This is a genomic window from Microbacterium esteraromaticum, from assembly GCF_014084045.1.
GTDB classification, from domain to species: domain Bacteria; phylum Actinomycetota; class Actinomycetes; order Actinomycetales; family Microbacteriaceae; genus Microbacterium; species Microbacterium esteraromaticum_D.
The window spans coordinates 1220273-1238149 of sequence record NZ_CP043732.1 but is presented as its reverse complement, the minus strand read 5'-3'; the positions used below and the strand labels follow the sequence as shown (position 1 = coordinate 1238149).

Genomic DNA, 17877 nt, shown 5'->3' with positions numbered 1-17877 from the left:
CCTTGAGGCATGCCTCGCCCACCTCGCTCCGACGCGCGCGCCAACCGCGCCGGCATCCTCGACGCCGCGCGCAGCACCCTCGCGATCGACCCCCACGCCAGCGTCGACGTCATCGCCCGCAGCGCCGGACTGAGCCGCCGCACGCTGTACGGCCACTTCGACGACCGCGACGCGCTGATCCGCGAGCTGATCGTCACCGGTGCGCAGCGCTTCAACGCGATCGCCGAATCGGTCACCGACCCCGACGCGCGCATCGCACTGGCGCGGCTCGCCGCGCGCCTGTGGCAGGAGGCCGCCCACGTGCAGTTCATCGCAGCACTCGCCCTCGACGAGGCCCATGTCGAGCACACCGCCGACGCCCTCGCCCCGCTGCGCCGCGCCGTCTCGCAGCTCGTCCAGCGGGGACAGGATGACGGCAGCTTCCGCGCCGACCTCGCCGCGCCCACCCTCTCGCGCCTGATCGAAGAGGTCGCCCGCACCGTGGTCGCCCGCACCGTGGTCGCCGGCACGGATGCCACCAGCAGCGGCGCCGCGAACCTCGCCGTGCGCACCGTGCTCAGCATCGCCGGTCTCTCATGGCGCGAGGCCGACGACCTGCTCAGCGCGCACCCCGACATCACGGACGTGCCCGCGTGAGCGCAGAACCCACGCCGGGCAGGCCGAACGCCTGGAGCGTGTACCGCCGCGACCTCGGCCGGCTGGCGCGCGTCAGCAAGGCGTGGATCATCATCATCGGCGTCATCGTCACCCCGTCGCTGTACGCCTGGTTCAACATCGTCGCGTTCTGGGATCCGTACTCGAACACCCAGCAGGTCAGCGTCGCGATCGTCGATCAGGACGAGGGCGCGTCATCGGAGCTCACCGGTCGCATCGACATCGGAGGCGAGCTCGTCGGCCAGCTGAAGCAGAACGACAAGCTGGGATGGACCTTCGTCGACGAGGACGAGGCCATGGACGCCGTGCGCAGCGGCAGCAGCTACGCCGCCATCATCATCCCGCCCGACTTCAGCCGTGACTTCCTCAGCATCACCACCGGCGATTTCACACGTCCTGAGCTGACGTACTACGTCAACGAGAAGGCGAACGCGATCGCCCCGAAGATCACCGATGTGGGCGCCTCGACGCTCGACAACCAGATCAACAGCACGTTCGTGTCGACCGTGGCCGAGGCCGTCAGCGAGCAGCTGCGGAAGGCAGGCCTGGATGCCGAGGACCGCCTCGGCGACGCCCGCGACTCCACGGTCAGCGCTCTCGACGATGCGACGGCGAAGATCTCATCCGCGCGCGTCCGACTCACCGAGCTGCGGACGGGACTCGATGATGCCGGAAACGGCATCGACCGGGCATCCGGCACCCTCGACACCGTGGATCGCACGCTCGGAGAGGTGCAGGGAGCCGTCGCCGAGGCGCAGAGGATCGCGGCAGAGGCGCAGCAGGAGCTGCTGACCCTCACCGACAGCGTCACCTCGGCCTACGTCTCGGGGTCGACCCTCATCGCGGATGCCGCCGCCAGGATGAACGGCTCGATCGCGACACTCGCCGCAGGACTCCAGCAGGCGAACGTGGCGGTCGGCACCACGGTCGACGACCTGACCGCTGTGATCGAGACGAACGCCGACGCTCTCGACGAGCTGCAGGCCGTTCTCGATGACACGCAGCCCGGATCCGAGGCCGCGCAGCGGCTCGGCGTCGCGATCGACGCCCTGAAGGAGCGCAACACGGCCGACCAGCGAGTCCTCACGCAGCTGACGCAGCTCAACGACGACGTCTCGAGCACGATCACCGCAGTCACCGGCGCTGCGGACAGCGTCAGCAGTGCTGTCTCACAGGCCGCCGAATCGGCCACAGCCATCCGCGACGCGCTCACCACGAGCGTGCCGCAGCTGAACCGCGCGATGTCGCAGCTGTCGGCCAGCGCCGACGCGTTCTCGTCGGCCCTGGGCGCTCAGCGCACCCAGGTCGCGCAGGCGCAGGGCCTGCTCGCCGGCCTGAAGACCCAGCTCGCCGGCACCTCCGATGCCCTCGCCGCGCTCGACGGCAACCTGGCCGCCGCAGAGAACGGCCTGGGCACCGTGCGCACCGATGTGCTCGCGCTCGGGTCGGCGGACATCTGGAACAGGCTCAGCACCGTCAGCGGCCTCGAGCCCGACGAGATCGCGCGCTTCATGGCATCCCCGGTCGAGGTGAGCACGAATGCGATGTTCCCGACGGCCGCGTACGGCTCGGCCATGGCGGCCCTGTTCACCAACCTCTCGCTGTGGATCGGCGCCTTCGTGCTGATGGTGATCATGCGGGTCGAGGTCGACACAGAGGGCGTCGAGGGCATCACCGTGCGGCAGGCGTACATCGGTCGCTGGCTGCTTTTCGCGACGATCGCCGTGTTCCAGGCCGTGCTGGTCTGCGTCGGAAACCTCGTGATCGGCGTGCAGACCGCGAACGCGTTCGCATACGTCGGCACCGGCGTGCTCATCGGCCTCGCCTACCTCAGCATCATCTACGCCCTGTCGGTGTGCTTCGGCATCGTCGGCAAGGGCCTGTGCATCCTGCTGGTCATCTTCCAGATCCCCGGCGCCTCCGGGCTCTATCCGATCGAGATGATGCCCGCCTTCTTCCGCGGCCTGTACCCGTTCCTGCCGTTCACCTACGGCATCGACGCCATGCGCGAGACCATCAGCGGCTTCTACGGCCTGCACTGGTGGCGCTTCATGGGCACGCTGGCGCTCTTCGTCACTCTGGCCTGGCTGCTCGGGCTGTTCCTCCGCGGCCGGCTCGGCAGCTTCGCGCTGCTGTTCAACCGGCGCCTCGCCGAGACCGGGTTGATGATCAGCGAAGACGTGCAGATCACAGGACGCCGGCGCACCCCCGAGATCATCCGCGCACTCACCGACGGAGACGGGTTCCGTGCCGATGTCGCTCAGCGCGCCCAGCGCTTCGGCGAGCACTACAGGACGCGCCTGCGCCTCACTCTGCTCGTCGGGGCTGCGGGGATCGTGGTGCTCGCGCTGTGCGGGTGGCTGATTCCCGACGCGAAGGCGGTCGTGCTCGGCCTCGCAGCCCTCTGGTGCCTGCTGCTCATCGGCTTCGTGGTCACGCTGGAGTACATCAGACAGAGCATCGAGCAGGCCGCAGAGGTCGGCGAGATGCCGGACGCCGAACTGCGCCGTGCGCTGTCGGTCGAGAACTCCGGGAAGGGCGAACTGCTCGCCGGCGCGGCCGCGTCCGTGGGCGCCGCGACCTCCGCCTCCGCCGCTGCGGGCGGCGTCTCGGCCGCCGATCCGTCGGGTCCGGTCACGGCTCGCACCGCCGCGCTGGATCATCCGGATGCCGTGGACGGCATGCCTGCGGATCCGGCCCAGGTTGCCGGGACGACGGCCGACCCGGATGACGACACCGTCGTCTTCGACGAGCTGTTCGCCGAAGACGCCGCGCAGGTGCCGGACATGGATGCCTCCGCGGCGCACCCTGCTGAGGATGACGCTGCGGAAGCCACCACCGAGACCGCGGCCGAGTCCATCGACGCCGAATCAGGGCATCCGGAACCCGGCCCTGCACCCGATCCAGCCACAGGGACCGACACCGACAAGACGCACGAGAAGGAGGACGAGAAGTGAGCAGCATCCTCGCCGTCATGCGGCACGACATCCGCCGCGCGACCAGCAGCGTCATGGCCGTCATCGTGCTGTTCGGGCTCGTCGTCATCCCGTCGCTGTTCACCTGGTTCAACGTCATCGCGAGCTGGAACCCGTTCGACAACACCCGCAACCTGACCGTCGCCGTCGCGAACACCGACGACGGGTACCAGAGCGACCTCGTGCCCATCCGGCTCAACGTCGGTGAGCAGGTCGTATCGGCGCTGCGCGCCAACGACGACCTCAACTGGGTCATCACCTCTGAAGACGACGCCGTCGACGGCACCCGCTCGGGCGAGTACTACGCCGCTATCGTGCTGCCGCCGACGTTCAGCGCCGACATGATGACCTTCTACACGAGCGGAGCCGACCGCACTCGCATCGACTACTACCTCAATGAGAAGAAGAACGCGCTCGCGCCGAAGGTCACGGGGCAGGGCGCGAGCGAGGTGTCGACGAGCATCAACGAGGTGTTCACGGAGACCCTCGGCGAAGCGGGCATGAATATCGTCACGTCGCTCTCGGACTACCTCGACGACGCCGACACCCAGGTCGCCCTCTCGAAGCTGCAGGCCCGCGTCGACTCGGTCGGCGCCCAGCTGCGCGCCGGGGCCTCGACCGCCGACATGTTCAGCTCGCTGATCGCGTCGAGCAGGCCCCTGGTCGACAGCGCCTCGGGGCTCATCAGCGGATCAGGCGACGCCCTGCGCGACGCCCGAGGAGCGTTCGGCGGCGGAGAGGACGCCGCGGCGTCGCTGAAGAAGGTGCTGTCGTCATCGACTGCGGCGCTCGGCGACGCCTTGACGCAGACCTCCGCCAGCTACCAGGGGGTCTCGGACAGCATCGACGACGTGTATGCCGCGATGGGCTCGCAGTCGGCCAGCGCCGCCGGCACCATCGGCGCCCTCGCCGACCGGGTGCAGGTGCAGATCGACCAGCAGCAGAACCTTCGCGACGGACTCGTGAACGACGTGCGCCCCGTGCTGCCCGAGAGCCTGCTCGACGCGTTCGACGCCTCGGTCTCGCGCATCGACGCCGCCATCGCGCGCCAGCAGGCGCTGCAGGACCGCCTGGACCAGGCGGCATCGCAGGTGACCGACGCGAATGCGTCGAGTCAGGCGACTCGCGACGAGATCAAGACGCTCGCCGCCCAGGCCAAGGCCGCCGTCGACGACGCCAGACGCTCGTACTCCGACAGCCTGCAGCCCAAGCTCGACTCCCTCGCGTCGACCCTTTCGAGCATCAGCGGCGGCATCGACGGGGTCGCAGGGGATCTGTCTTCTGCCGCGGGGTCGCTCACCGGCTCGTCGTCGACCGGCTCGGCACTGGCCGATGCCCAGAAGCTGACGACCGGCATCTCTGCATCGCTCACCGACACCGCAGACCGCTTCGCCGAGCTCAGCGCAGCACTGACGACAGCGATCGACACCGGCGATCTCAGCGAGCTGACCGAGCTGATCGGCACCGACCCGCGGGCCCTCGCCTCGCAGCTCGCCGAACCCGTCGAGCTCACCCGTGTTCCGGTGTACTCGGTCGTCAGCTTCGGCGCCGCCATGACCCCCCTGTACACGGTGCTCGCGCTGTGGGTGGGCGCGCTCCTCACCTCAGTGGCGATCCGCGTCGACCCGCCCCGCGACGGCTCCACCGGTCTTCCCGACCTCTCCCCCACCGAGACGTACCTGGGGCGGTTCGGCATCTTCGCGCTCGTCGCATTCCTGCAGAGCTCTCTCGTGTGCCTCGGCAGCGTCTTCTTCACGCAGGTGCAGCCGCAGCATCCGTTCCTGCTCGTCCTCGCCGGTTGGGTCGCGGGCCTGGTGTTCACGCTGATCATCTACACGTTCGTCGTCACCTTCGGCAACGCGGGCAAGGCGCTCGCGGTGCTGCTGCTGGTGATTCAGATCTCCGGGTCGGGCGGGGCGTATCCGCTGCAGGTGCTGCCGCACTGGTTCCAGAGCATCAGCCCTCTCCTGCCTGCGACACACGCCGTGAACGCGATGCGTTCGGCGATCGCGGGGATGCATCAGGGCGACTACTGGGTGTCGCTGGGCTGGCTGGCTGCCTTCTCGGTGCCGGCGCTGCTGCTCGGACTGGTTCTTCGACGGCCGTTCATCCGCAGCAACCAGCGGATGCTGGCCGCGCTGAAGTCGACGAAGCTCATGTGAACGCCGTCGGCGAGTGGGTAGGATGCCAGGGCACGCGCTTTCCCGAGACGCGCACCCGGACTTCGTGATACGCAGTCCCACCTACCCGTGAGGAATCTCCGCCGATGACGACTGATTTCCCTGTTGCAGCACCACCCCGAAGCCTCGCTGCGCGCGTCGGCAGGATCGCGTTCCTCGTCATCGCCGGCCTCGTCGTCGTCGCCGTCGCAGCCGCGTTCTTCGTCACCTGGACGATCCAGCGGTCCTTCCCGCAGACCTCGGGCGAGGTGCCGCTGAAGGGCCTGGAGAAGTCGGTGACGGTGCAGCGCGACGACCGCGGCATCCCGACCATCACGGCGTCCACGGCCGAGGATCTGCTCTTCGCACAGGGCTTCGTGCACGCCCAGGACCGGTTCTTCGAGATGGACTTCCGCCGCCACGTGACCTCTGGTCGTGTCTCCGAGATGTTCGGCGCATCGCAGGTGGCGACAGACAAGTTCCTGCGCACCCTCGGCTGGCGGGCCACCGCCGAGCAGGAGGTCGAGGCACTCGACGAGAAGACCCTCGGCTACTACCAGGCGTACGCCGACGGCGTGAACGCCTACCTGTCGACGCGCTCTGGTGCCGAGCTGTCGCTCGAGTACGCCGTCCTGGGCATGCAGAACCCCGACTACGAGCCCGAGCCGTGGGAGCCCGCTGACTCCGTCGCGTGGCTGAAGGCGATGGCCTGGGACCTTCGCACGAACATCGAGGACGAGACCGACCGAGCGCTGCTCGCGGCCGAGCTCGCCGCCGCCGGAGAGACCACCGAGCAGACCGGCGAGCTCGTGAAGAGGATCTACCCCGACTACCCGTTCCAGCAGAACCCCGTGATCGTGCCCGAGATCTCCACCGTGGAGCCGGTGTCGACCGATGCTGCCCCCGCGTCGTACTCGGCCGGCACCCGGCCCGAGGTCACCGATGCGCTGCGCACCGTCGAGTGGCGGGAGGCCGACAGCGTCATCGAGGCCGCGAGCATGCTGCTCGGCGGCGGCGGAGAAGGCATCGGATCGAATTCGTGGGTCGTCTCGGGCGATCTGACGCAGAGCGGGATGCCCCTGCTGGCGAACGACCCGCACCTCGGGGCCGCGCTGCCGTCGGTCTGGTACCAGGTGCAGCTGAAGTGCCGAGAGGTGAGCAAGGCGTGTCCGTTCGACGTCGGCGGATTCTCGTTCTCCGGCATGCCCGGCGTCGTCATCGGGCACAACGCGAAGATGGCCTGGGGCTTCACCAACCTCACCACCGACGTCGCCGACCTCTACATCGAGAAGATCGACGGCGACTCGTACTGGCGTGACGGGGCGCTGGCCCCGCTCGAGATCGAGGAGGACGTCATCAAGGTCGCCGGCGGCGACGACGTGCCGCTCACCATCAGGCGCACCGCGCACGGACCGATCATCTCCGGGCTCACCGACGAGTTCACCGCCATCGGCGACGACCCGGTCGTCGAGGTCGGCGACGCACCGCTCCCCCTCGAAGGAGCACCCGAGATACCCGCCGGAGACAGCGCTGTGAGCCTGCGCTGGACGGCGCTCGACCCGGGCACGACCTCCAGCGCCCTGTTCGCGATGAACGTCGCAGAGGACTTCACGGACTTCCGCCGTGCGGCATCCCTGTTCGATGTGCCCGCGCAGAACCTCATCTACGCCGATCTCGAGGGCAACATCGGCTACCAGGCCCCTGGGCGCCTCCCGATCCGCGGAGCCGGCGACGGCACCCTGCCGCAGCCCGGCTGGGACAGCAGCTACGACTGGAAGGGCTTCATCCCCTTCGACGAGCTGCCGGTGTCGTACAACCCGCCCGAGGGCTACATCGTCACGGCCAACAACGCGATCGTCGACGACGACTACGACTACTTCCTCTCGAAGGACTGGGACTACGGCTATCGCGCAGCGCGCATCGCCCACCTCATCGAGCGTCGCGCGGCGGCTGCTCCCCTGACCGCACAGGACATGCGCGAGATCCAGATGGACGACGAGATGTGGATCGGCAAGCAACTTGCCGCTGTCATGGACACCGTGCCCGTCGAGCGAACGGGCCCGAAGGCGGCGATCGCCCTGCTGCGCACCTGGGATGCCCAGAACGCGCCGGGCTCCCCCGCCGCGGCCTATGCCAACGTGCTCTGGTCGAACCTGGTGCGCAACGTGTTCCGCGAGCGCGAGGTGCCGATGCCCGTGGGCGATCAGGGCCGCCTCTTCACGGTGGTCGGAGCGATGCTCGAAGACGACGCCGACCCGCTGTGGACGAACGAGCGACTCGACGTCGACGGCATGGAGTCGATGCTCGCGCTGTCGGCGGACCAGGCGTACGACGAACTGGCCGAGCTGCAGGGAGAAGACGTGACCGCCTGGCGCTGGGGCGACCTGCACGCCCTCTCGCTGACCCACTCCACCCTCGGCACGTCGGGCATCGCGCCCGTCGAGATGCTCTTCAACCGCGGACCCTATGCCGTGGGAGGCGGAGCATCGGTCGTGAACGCCACCGGCTGGGAGCTCGGGGAGTCGTACGCCACCGTCACCGTGCCGTCGATGCGCATGGTGATCGACCTCGACGACTTCGACGCCTCGACGTGGAACCACCTCACCGGCGCGAGCGGCCACGCCTTCAACGCGCACTACACCGACCAGACCGGCGACTGGGCGAAGGGCGTTCAGAAGCCGTGGGCCTTCTCGAAGAAGGCGATCGCCCAGGCGACCGTCGACCGGCTGGTGCTCACCCCCGCCGGGTAGCGTAGAGGGATGCCGGAACGACTGCTCGCGCCAGAGGGCACCTCAGCCGACATCGGCGAGTTCACCCATGCCGGGGCGACGGTGATCCACGAGGACTTCGGCAGCGGGCCGCACCCGATCGTGCTGGTGCACGGCATCGGAATGGGCCGCAGCGTCTACCTCGACCTCACCACTCATCTCGACGGCCGGATCATCGGGCTCGATCTGCCCGGCTTCGGCGAGGCGCCCGAGCCGCCGCGCACTCTCACGATGGAGCGGCACGCCGACCTCGTCGCCGCGTACCTGCGCAGTCGCGGCATCTCCGATGCAGTGATCGTCGGCCATTCGATGGGCAGTCAGATCGCCGCCGAGGTCGCGGTCAGGCATCCGGACGTCGTCTCGGCGCTCGTGCTCGCCGGTCCCACCGTGAACAGCGCGTCGCGCAGCATCCGGGCCCAGGCCGGGTACCTGCTCTGGGATCTGCTGCACGAGCGTCCGGTCGTGCTGTGGCGAGGTGCCCGCGAGTACCTGCGAGGCGGCCCGAACCTCGTGCGCAAGATGCGCGCGACGATCGTGCACCGGCCCGAGAACGCGTATCCCCGCGTGAGGGTGCCGGTGCTGGTCGTCCGCGGCCAGCGCGACCCGCTCGCGCCCATGAAGTGGTGCCGCGAGATCCTCGACATGGTTCCGGATGCCCGCTTCGCCGAGATACCCGATCACGGCCACGGCACGCTGATCAGCGACTCGGGCGGCGCCGCCGACACGATCCTGGACTTCGTCCGCAGCCTCTGACCGCGGCCCGGCTCGCCCGGCGCGTCGCCCGACCTGCACACATGTCGGCGAAACGGACGCATGTCGGCTGAATCCCGCGGAATCGACCGACATCCGTGCATCCGACCGACATCCGTGCATCATGCCGACGGCGGCGCGCGAGCGAACGCGGCGTGCCCGCTCAGCCGGCGGCCCGCTCAGCCGGCGGCCCGCTCAGCCGGCGGCCCGCTCAGCCGGCGGCCCGCTCAGCCGGCGGCAGGCGGGGTCTGCTTCGACTCGGCGTACTCGTCGACGACCAGGCTGTGCGCCTGGATCGTGCCGTTGCGGTACGCCTGCCGGCCGACCATGTGGGCCGACAGCGGCGCGGTGGCGAACTGCAGCAGGATGACCGGGATGACGATCACCAGCCCGAGCAGCATGCCGCCGATGGTCCGCTGCGAGATGGCGATCGCGAGGCAGATGAGCACCAGTCCGAGCACCTGGGGCTTGGTGCCCGCGTGCAGCCGGCTGGGCACGTCGCGGAAATGCAGCAGGCCGACCGCGGCCGAGAGGCAGAGGATCGCGCCGAGCAGCACGAGGATCAGCGCGATGGTCTCGGCCACCGGCGCCGGCAGGGCGATCTCGAGGAAGGATGTCACGGTCATGGCGTCGTGTTGTCCCTTCGAGCGACGTAGCGGGCGACCGAGATGGAGGCGAACACGCCCACCGCGGCGATGATCAGCATCACGGGGATGTTGCGGGTGTGGCCGTTGATGGCCATGTCGGCGCCCAGCACGCACATCACCTCGGTGAGCAGCACGTCCGAGGCCACGGTGCGATCGAGGATCGACGGGCCGCGGATGATGCGGACCACGCACAGGATGGCCGCGAGGCCGAAGACGACGAGGATGGCGATGAGCAGCGGGTTCATCGAGCGCCTCCCGACTCGTCGGCCTTCAGAGCGGCATACTGCTCCGGCGTCCCGACTGCGCGCACGATCCTGCGCTCCCAGCCGAGGACCTCGGCGCGGAACCGCTCGACGTCGTCGCGGTCGCGCACGCCGATCACGTGCAGATACAGGATGCGTCGGTCGCGGTCGCTCTCGACGACGAGCGACCCGGGGATCAGCGATGCCGTCACCGCGACGTGAGTGGTGACGATGTCGTCGGCGTACCGCAGCGGCACCTCGATGATCGCCGACCCCGGCTGTCGCCGGAAGTCGAACACCTGCACCGTCACGCTAACCGCGCCCATCACCACCGCGCCGAGAAAGCGCACGATGAAGACCAGGGAATGCCACGCGTTCACGCGTCCGACCAGCTCGACCGTCGGCAGCCGGAACACGCGGGTGACGAAGACCGCCACCAGGATGCCCGTGACCACCGCCAGCGGGGTGAACTGGTGCCACAGCAGCAGCCACAGCAGCACGAGCCACAGCATGAACGGCAGCTGCAGCACGATGTCGCGCAGGATTCGGCGGCGGGTCTCACGCATCAGTGCGCCCCCTCGTCGAGCTGCTCGATGGTGACGGGCTTCAGCAGACCGGCCCCGATGCGGTCGCAGAGGGCGTAGAGCGGACCGGCGAACACGGTGAGGGCGATGGTCACCGTGACCATGCCCGCGGTGGCATACGTCATGATCCCGGGGATCTCGCGCGTCTCGCCCTGCTCGTCGGCGGCCGGGGCGTTGCCGAGGTACTCGATGCGGCCGTCGTTCTCGGCGGCGCCGTCGTCTTCGCGCCAGAACGCGAGGTTCCAGGCGCGCATCAGCGCGTACAGCGTGAGCAGCGAGGTCAGGATGCCGCCGAAGATGAGCACGATCATCAACGGCGTGCCGACGCCGGCGGCCGCCTCGAACAGCGCCACCTTGCCGATGAACCCGGAGAACGGCGGGAGGCCGCCCAGGTTGATGGCGGGGACGAAGTACAGCACCGCCAGCACGGGGGCCGCCTTCATCAGCCCGCTCACCCGCAGGATCGACGTGCTGCCCGCTTTGCGCTCGATGAGCCCGACGGCCAGGAACAGAGTGGTCTGCACGACGATGTGGTGCACGATGTAGTACACCGTGGCCCCGATGGCGTTCTCGGTCGCGATCGCCAGGCCGAAGATCATGTACCCGACGTGGCTGACCAGGGTGAACGACAGGATCCGCTTCAGCTCAGCCTGGGCGACCGCGCCGAGCACTCCGATCACCATCGTCGCCAGCGCGACGATCAGCAGCAGGGTGTTGATGTCGTTGCTCGCGAACAGCTGCGTCTCGGTGCGGATCAGCGCGTACACGCCGACCTTCGTCAGCAGGCCCGCGAACACGGCTGTGACCGGCGCGGGAGCCGTCGGGTACGAGTCGGGCAGCCAGAACGACACCGGGAAGATCGCGGCCTTGATTCCGAAGGCGATCAGCAGCATGAGATGCAGCACGAGCTGGGTCTCCTGCGGCAACTGCGCGACCCGTTCGGCGACCTGGGCCATGTTCACCGTGCCGACCGCGCCGTAGATCATCGCGATCGCGGCGAGGAACAGGATCGACGAGACCAGCGAGACGACGATGTACACCGCCCCGGTGCGGATGCGCGATTCGGTGCTGCCGAGTGTGATCAGCACGTACGAGGCGACCAGCAGGATCTCGAAGCCGACGTACAGGTTGAACAGATCGCCGGCGATGAACGCGTCGAAGATGCCGGCGGCGAGGATCAGGTACGTCGGGTTGAAGATCGAGATCGGCGTCTCCTCGGCGCCGTCAGCGGCACCCTGACCGATCGAGAACAGCAGCACCGCGAGCAGCACGATGCTCGAGATCAGCACGAGCAGCGCGGCGAGCCTGTCGACGTACAGGATGATGCCGAACGGCACCGGCCAGCCGCCCACCGACACCGCGAAGGGCTCGTCTGCGGCGTCCACGGCCGCGAGCAGCACCGCTGCGATGATCGACACCGCCACGAGGGTGCCCGTCGTGACCACGACCTGCAGGCGGGGGTTGCGCCCGAAGATGAGCGTGACGGCGGCGCCGAGCAGCGGCAGCATCACGATGAGCGGAACGAGCGCGCTCATGAGCGATCCCCTCTCCCGTCGCCGTTGCCCCCGTCGTCGTCCCCGTCGCCGTTGTCCTCGTCGTCGCGGCGCGGCCGGGCCTCCGATGCGGGGCGGTCCGCCATGTCGACGGGGGCGTCGTCGTCGATCGCGGGGTGGTCCCGCATGTGCAGCACCGTGATCGGAGCGGTCGTGACGCCGACGAAGTCGGTCGTCGCCTCCTCCTCCTCGAGCGTCGACTCGTCGTCGAAGAGCTCCTCCTCGGCATCCGTGCGCTCGCGCACCGCGATGTCGCCGAGGTCGTCCTCGACGGTGTCGGCCTGGCCGAGCTGCCACGAGCGGTAGATCAGCGCGAGCAGGAAGGCCGATACGGCGAAGGTGATCACTATGGCGGTCAGCGTGAGGGCCTGCGGCAGCGGATCGCTCACCACGCCCTCCTCGCCGTAGAACGGGGCGGCTCCCGGAACGCCCATCACGATCAGCAGCAGCAGATTGGTGGCGTTGCCGAGCAGCAGGAACCCGATGAGCACACGGGTGAGGCTGCGCTCCATCATCGCGTAGACCCCGGCTGCGAACAGCACGGCCATGATCAAGATGAGGGTGATCGAGACGTCCATCAGATCACCACCCCGCGGCTGCGCATCTCCAGCGCCTGCCGGTCGACCTCGGCACCGAGGCTGCGCAGCACGTCGAGCACGAGCCCGATCACGACGAGGTAGACGCCGACGTCGAAGACGGTCGAGCTGACGAACTCGAGGTGGCCGAGCAGCGGCACCTCGGCCTCCCACACCGTGCTCTGCAGCGGCGCCATTCCGAAGAACAGCGGCAGCAGCGCGGCGCCGACGGCGACGGCGAGTCCTGCGCCCAGCAGTCGACCGGCATCCGTGGGTGCGGCGGCGCCCAGCTCCCAGCGTCCGCCGGCGATGTAGCGCATCACCAGCGCCATGCCGGCGACCAGCCCCCCGGCGAAGCCGCCGCCAGGCCCGTTGTGGCCGGCGAAGAGCAGGTAGATCGACACCAGGATGATCGTGTGGAACAGCACGCGCACGATCACCTCGAGCAGGATCGAGCGGTTCTCGGCCTTCACCTGCTGTCCGCTCACCAGCCACGCGCGCGGCGCGCCGCTGTTCTCGGCCGTCTGGAAGCGCAGGCCCTCATCGGTCTCGACGAGCGGCCGGCGGGCGGTGGAGCGCCGTGCGGTCTCGGGCAGATCGCGGGTCGCCGACAGCAGGTCGGCGCGGTGGGTGACGAAGACGAGGGATGCCACACCCGTCGCGGCCAGCACGAGCACGCTCAGCTCGCCCATCGTGTCCCACCCGCGCAGGTCGACGAGGGCGACGTTCACGACGTTCTTGCCGTGCCCGAGCTCGTAGGCGAGCTGCGGGAAGTCGAGCGAGATCGGGTCGAACATGCGCGCCTGGGTCGCGACGATGGCGACGAGGGCCATCACGACGCCGACGCCCACCGCGAGCACCGCGCGCGGGATCCGGCCGACCGATGCGTTGTGCTCGCCCATGCGCGAGGGCAGTCGGCGAAGCACGAGTGCGAAGGTCACCATCGTGACGGTCTCGACCAGGATCTGCGTGAGCGCGAGGTCGGGGGCGCCGCTGGTCGCGAACAGCACCACCATGCCGAGGCCGGTCACCGAGACCAGAACGACGCCCGTGTAGCGCTTGCGGGCCCGAACGGCGACGATGCCCGCGACGGCCATCACGGGTGCGACGACGATCTGCACCGGGGTGTGCCAGGCCGAGAGCGCGATGCGGTCGGGCATCGCCGCGACGAGCGCGGTCGCCTCGGCCGCCAGCAGCACGATGAAGATCGTGCCGACGTACAGCGGCAGCGAACCTCGCTGCGTGACGCTCGTCGTCAGCACCGAGAGGCGGTCGACCCCGCGCATCACCAGGTAGTAGGCGTCGGCGGCGGTGAAGCGCAGCAGTCTCCGGCGGCGGTCCCAGCGGGTCCGGATGCTGAGCACGAACACCCCGATGCCCGCGACGATCGCGCCGATCGACAGCAGCAGCGCCGGCTCCAGGCCGTGCCAGAGCGCGAGGTGGCCGGGCGATTGCGGACCGAGCGTCTTCGCGTAGCCCTGCAGCGCGACATCGATCGCAGGAGCTCCGATGCCCGCGCCGACCGTCAGGCCGGCGAGGATGATCGGGGCGGAGAGGAACCCGACGGGCGGATCCGGCCAGGCCGTCTCGGGCATGCTCACGCCGTCGGCATCCTTCTTCCGCCAGAACGCGCCCCACAGGAACCGACAGCCGTACGCCGCAGTGAGGATCGCGCCGAGGGTGACCCCCACCAGCGCGACCCAGCCCCATGCCGAGCCGTGCTGCGCGTCCTCGAGCAGGGCGGTGAGCGTCGACTCCTTGGCGACGTACCCGATCGTCGGGGCGACGCCCATCATCGAGGCGACCGAGATGAAGGCCGCGGTGGTCATCACCGGCGCCTGGCGTCCGACGCCGGAGAGCTCGTCGATGTCTCGCGTGGAGAGCTGTCGGTCGATCACGCCGACGATGAGGAACAGCGCGGACTTGAACAGCGCGTGCCCGATCACGAGCGCCAGTCCGGCCAGTGCAGCCGCCGGGGTGCCGTAGCCGACGACCACGGCGAAGAAGCCGAGCTGGCTGACCGTGCCGAACGCGAGGATGCGCTTGAGGTCGGTCTCGCGCAGGGCCTGGATGCCGCCGAGCAGCATCGTGAGCACGCCGAGGGTGATCACGATCGGGCGCCACGGGGCCGACAGCGCGAAGATCGGCGCGAAACGCGCGATGAGGTAGATGCCGGCCTTCACCATGGCGGCGGCGTGCAGGTACGCGCTCACCGGGGTGGGCGCCGCCATGGCGCCGGGAAGCCAGAAGTGGAACGGGAACAGCGCCGACTTCGAGATCGCGCCGATGAGCAGCATGACGATCGCGGCGTCGACCAGCGGACCGGTGGGGGCGAGGGCCAGCAGCTCCCGGATGCTGGAGGTGCCGGCGTCGACGACCAGCAGGATCACGCCGACGAACATCACGAGCCCGCCCAGCGTCGTCACCAGCAGCGCCTGCAGGGCGGCGCGTCGGCTGGCGGCACGGCGCCGGTAGTGGCCGATCAGCAGATACGAGAGGATGCTCGTGAGCTCCCAGAACATGACGAGCATGACCAGGTCGTCGGTGAGCACGAGTCCGTACATCGCTCCTGCGAAGCCCAGCAGGACGCCGGCGAACTGACCGACGTCACGTCCGTCGTCGTGGAAGTACCAGCGGCAGTAGAGCAGGACGAGCGCACCCACGCCGGTGACGATGAGGGTCAGCACCCAGCCCAGCACGTCCATGTGCATCGACAGGTTCAGGCCGAGCTGCGGGATCCACCTGTATGCCTCATAAGGGGCATCCGCGGAGTCCAGCACCTGCGGCGTCTGCGTGAGCGCGTGCACGAACGCGGCGGCGGGGACGAGCGCGCCGAGCACGAACGCCTGTGCTCCGAGCCAGCGAACGAGGAGGGGGAGGATGATCGACCCTGCCAGGAACACGGCGAGGAGCAACAGCATAAGCGGCTCCTCGGGCTCGTCGAGGCCTTGCGGCACAGGCGGGCGATGTCTCTCTATTCTATGGGGGCGTCCACGCCCCTCGGCGCGGCGGATCGTAATCTGAGCGCATGAGCGTTCACTTCCCGCACGGTCCGACGGTGCCCGCGATCGGCATCGGGACCTGGTTCGTCGGCGATGAGGCATCGCGTCGCGACGACGAGATCGCGGCGATCCGCGCCGGGCTGGATGCCGGGCTGACCGTCATCGACACGGCCGAGATGTACGGCGACGGCCGCGCGGAGGACCTCGTCGGCGAGGCGATCCGCGGGCGCCGCGACGAGGTGTTCCTGGTCAGCAAGGTGCTGCCGCACAACGCGTCGGCGGCCGGCGTGCGTCGAGCGGTGCAGGGCAGTCTGCGGCGGCTCGGCACCGACCGGCTCGACCTGTATCTGCTCCATTGGCGTGGCTCGGTGCCGCTCGACGAGACCGTGGCGGCCTTCGAGCGGCTCGAGAGCGACGGCGACATCGCCGCCTGGGGCGTGAGCAACCTCGATCCGGATGACATGGCCGAGCTGCCGAGCGGATGCGCGACCGATCAGGTGCTCTACAACCCGGTCCGCCGCGGGCCGGAGCTCGACCTCCTCCCGCTGCTGCGCTCGCTGGGCATGCCGATGATGGCATATTCACCGCTGGAGCAGTCCCGGCTCCTCGATCGCCCCGACCTGACGCACCTCGCCGCCGAACTCGGCCTCTCCCCCGCTCAGTTGGTGCTGGCGTGGGTCATCCGGGAGGGTGACGTGCTGGCGATCCCGAAGGCGGGTTCGGTGACCCACGCGCAGGAGAACGCGGCCGTGCTCGATCTCGCCCTTCCGGCTGATGCGCTGGCCGAGATCGACCGGCTCCTCCCTGCTCCCCGCCATCCGGTGCCGCTCGAGATGCTCTGAGGCATGCACGGCGCCCGAGGTCGGCCCCGGTGTCAGTCGGCCGCGGGCGGCGGGCCGGCCGTCTCGCCGGCGCGGAACTCGCAGGTGAAGTGCACGGACCGCCCCTCTTCGCCCTCGAGCATCCGGGCCACCTGCTCCCCCGCCGCCCTGCCCTTGGCCAGAGCCGGCTGCGCCATCGTCGTCAGCACGAGTGAGCCGAGCCCGTCTGCGGCGATGCCGTCGAAGCCCACCACCGTGAGGTCGTCGGGGACGCGCAGGCCGAGCTCCTCGGCCGCGCGGATCGCGCCGACGGCGAGCAGGTCGCTCTGCGCGACGATGGCGGTCGGCCTGTCGTGGCGCAGCTCGGCATCGTCGCGGGTGAGCAGCATCCGCGCCGCGAGGTAGCCCTCGTCCACGAGGCTGCCGGCTGCGGTGATCCCCGCGCCGACGGGGAACACGTCGCAGAACCCGGCAAGCCTGTCGAGCGTGACGGGCACGGTGGCCTCCGCCACCCGGTCGGGGGTGATCGCGGCGCGTTCGCGTGTGAAGTCCAGGGGAAGGGTGATCGTCGCCGCGCGTCTATGCCCCAGCTGGAATACCTTTCGGGCTATGGCGGCGCTCGCCTCTCTGTTGTCGAGAGACACCTGCGGCACGTCGTCTCCGGCGTCGCCCTCGATCACGACGACCGGCAGACCGCGCTGCCGCACCACCTCGAGCACCTCGCGGGTGCGCGTCGAGCATCCGATCAGCACGACGGCATCGACGGGGGCGTCGGCGATGGGCGGCGGCTCGTCCTCCCGCGGGTCGTCGCGCAGCAGCAGGATGCCCGCGCTGATCGACGCCAGGGCATCCGTCAGGCCGTCCATCATCGCGGTCGTCACGGGGTCGAGGAAGGCATGGCGCAGCTCTCCCCCGAGCACGACGCCCACGATCCCGCTGCGTCCGGTGCGCAGCGAGGCCGCGCGCGGGTCGGGTCCGGTGTAGCCCAGCGCGGCCGCGGCCGACAGCACCCGCTCACGCGTCGCGTCGGCGACGTTGACCTTGCCGCTGAACACCACCGAGGCGGTCGAGGTCGACACCCCTGCCTCGCGCGCGACGTCGGCGATGGTCGCTCGTCGCGCTCCCGTGCTCATGATCCGAGGATAAC

At 69.5% G+C, this 17877-nt stretch carries 13 protein-coding genes; 6 read left to right on the top strand and 7 right to left on the bottom strand.

The annotated features are described in order from the left end of the window. Positions 1 to 9: 9 nt before the first annotated feature. From FVO59_RS05950 to FVO59_RS05930, 5 genes are all read left to right on the top strand, one after another. The gene (locus tag FVO59_RS05950; protein WP_182255651.1) at positions 10 to 636 is read left to right on the top strand and encodes a TetR/AcrR family transcriptional regulator; all 627 of its coding nucleotides are present in this window, start codon (positions 10 to 12) and stop codon (positions 634 to 636) included. After that, positions 633 to 3611, top strand: a complete 2979-nt coding sequence (locus FVO59_RS05945; RefSeq protein WP_220465701.1) for a YhgE/Pip domain-containing protein — start codon at positions 633 to 635, stop codon at positions 3609 to 3611. Before FVO59_RS05950 ends, FVO59_RS05945 begins: the two co-directional genes overlap by 4 nt. Beyond that, the gene (locus FVO59_RS05940) at positions 3608 to 5791 is read left to right on the top strand and encodes a YhgE/Pip domain-containing protein (RefSeq protein WP_259363468.1); all 2184 of its coding nucleotides are present in this window, start codon (positions 3608 to 3610) and stop codon (positions 5789 to 5791) included. Before FVO59_RS05945 ends, FVO59_RS05940 begins: the two co-directional genes overlap by 4 nt. Before the next feature lie 104 nt (positions 5792 to 5895). Next, positions 5896 to 8538 carry a penicillin acylase family protein gene (locus tag FVO59_RS05935; protein WP_182255647.1) on the top strand — a complete coding sequence of 881 codons (2643 nt, stop codon included), beginning with the start codon at positions 5896 to 5898 and terminating at the stop codon, positions 8536 to 8538. A gap of 9 nt (positions 8539 to 8547) precedes the next feature. Beyond that, positions 8548 to 9309 carry an alpha/beta fold hydrolase gene (locus tag FVO59_RS05930; protein ID WP_182255645.1) on the top strand — a complete coding sequence of 254 codons (762 nt, stop codon included), beginning with the start codon at positions 8548 to 8550 and terminating at the stop codon, positions 9307 to 9309. 224 nt (positions 9310 to 9533) lie between these two features. Here FVO59_RS05930 and mnhG read toward each other — a convergent pair whose 3' ends face one another. From mnhG to FVO59_RS05900, 6 genes are read right to left on the bottom strand one after another with little or no spacing between them, the layout of a single operon-like run. Then, positions 9534 to 9932, bottom strand: coding sequence for a monovalent cation/H(+) antiporter subunit G (mnhG, locus tag FVO59_RS05925; RefSeq protein ID WP_182255643.1), 399 nt, complete (start codon positions 9930 to 9932; stop codon positions 9534 to 9536). Beyond that, positions 9929 to 10198 carry an MrpF/PhaF family protein gene (locus tag FVO59_RS05920; RefSeq protein WP_182255641.1) on the bottom strand — a complete coding sequence of 90 codons (270 nt, stop codon included), beginning with the start codon at positions 10196 to 10198 and terminating at the stop codon, positions 9929 to 9931. Before FVO59_RS05920 ends, mnhG begins: the two co-directional genes overlap by 4 nt. Then, complete coding sequence (locus FVO59_RS05915; protein WP_182255639.1) at positions 10195 to 10761, bottom strand: Na+/H+ antiporter subunit E; 567 nt, start codon at positions 10759 to 10761, stop codon at positions 10195 to 10197. The genes FVO59_RS05920 and FVO59_RS05915 overlap by 4 nt, the downstream gene beginning before the upstream one ends. Then, positions 10761 to 12314, bottom strand: a complete 1554-nt coding sequence (locus tag FVO59_RS05910; RefSeq protein WP_182255637.1) for a Na+/H+ antiporter subunit D — start codon at positions 12312 to 12314, stop codon at positions 10761 to 10763. The genes FVO59_RS05915 and FVO59_RS05910 overlap by 1 nt, the downstream gene beginning before the upstream one ends. Further along, positions 12311 to 12910: a Na(+)/H(+) antiporter subunit C gene (locus FVO59_RS05905; protein WP_182255635.1), complete on the bottom strand. Its 600-nt coding sequence runs from the start codon at positions 12908 to 12910 to the stop codon at positions 12311 to 12313. Before FVO59_RS05905 ends, FVO59_RS05910 begins: the two co-directional genes overlap by 4 nt. Beyond that, positions 12910 to 15828 (bottom strand): Na+/H+ antiporter subunit A, encoded by a 2919-nt coding sequence (locus FVO59_RS05900; protein ID WP_182255633.1) that lies wholly within the window; start codon positions 15826 to 15828, stop codon positions 12910 to 12912. The genes FVO59_RS05905 and FVO59_RS05900 overlap by 1 nt, the downstream gene beginning before the upstream one ends. 107 nt (positions 15829 to 15935) lie before the next feature. On the opposite strand from FVO59_RS05900, the gene FVO59_RS05895 reads away from it, so the two are divergent. After that, entirely contained in the window at positions 15936 to 16751 is an 816-nt protein-coding gene (locus FVO59_RS05895) for an aldo/keto reductase (RefSeq protein ID WP_182255631.1), read from the top strand. A 32-nt stretch (positions 16752 to 16783) separates the two neighbouring features. On the opposite strand, the gene FVO59_RS05890 is transcribed toward FVO59_RS05895, so the two are convergent. Then, the gene (locus FVO59_RS05890) at positions 16784 to 17863 is read right to left on the bottom strand and encodes a LacI family DNA-binding transcriptional regulator (protein WP_182255629.1); all 1080 of its coding nucleotides are present in this window, start codon (positions 17861 to 17863) and stop codon (positions 16784 to 16786) included. Positions 17864 to 17877: the final 14 nt, after the last annotated feature.

Bases quoted from the DNA above. Each gene is read 5' to 3' on its own strand.
- FVO59_RS05915 (WP_182255639.1), bottom strand. From the start codon at position 10,761: ATGCGTGAGACCCGCCGCCGAATCCTGCGCGACATCGTGCTGCAGCTG.
- mnhG (WP_182255643.1), bottom strand. From the start codon at position 9,932: ATGACCGTGACATCCTTCCTCGAGATCGCCCTGCCGGCGCCGGTGGCC.
- FVO59_RS05895 (WP_182255631.1), top strand. From the start codon at position 15,936: ATGAGCGTTCACTTCCCGCACGGTCCGACGGTGCCCGCGATCGGCATC.
- FVO59_RS05900 (WP_182255633.1), bottom strand. From the start codon at position 15,828: ATGCTGTTGCTCCTCGCCGTGTTCCTGGCAGGGTCGATCATCCTCCCC.
- FVO59_RS05935 (WP_182255647.1), top strand. From the start codon at position 5,896: ATGACGACTGATTTCCCTGTTGCAGCACCACCCCGAAGCCTCGCTGCG.
- FVO59_RS05950 (WP_182255651.1), top strand. From the start codon at position 10: ATGCCTCGCCCACCTCGCTCCGACGCGCGCGCCAACCGCGCCGGCATC.
- FVO59_RS05920 (WP_182255641.1), bottom strand. From the start codon at position 10,198: ATGAACCCGCTGCTCATCGCCATCCTCGTCGTCTTCGGCCTCGCGGCC.
- FVO59_RS05890 (WP_182255629.1), bottom strand. From the start codon at position 17,863: ATGAGCACGGGAGCGCGACGAGCGACCATCGCCGACGTCGCGCGCGAG.
- FVO59_RS05930 (WP_182255645.1), top strand. From the start codon at position 8,548: ATGCCGGAACGACTGCTCGCGCCAGAGGGCACCTCAGCCGACATCGGC.
- FVO59_RS05905 (WP_182255635.1), bottom strand. From the start codon at position 12,910: ATGGACGTCTCGATCACCCTCATCTTGATCATGGCCGTGCTGTTCGCA.
- FVO59_RS05910 (WP_182255637.1), bottom strand. From the start codon at position 12,314: ATGAGCGCGCTCGTTCCGCTCATCGTGATGCTGCCGCTGCTCGGCGCC.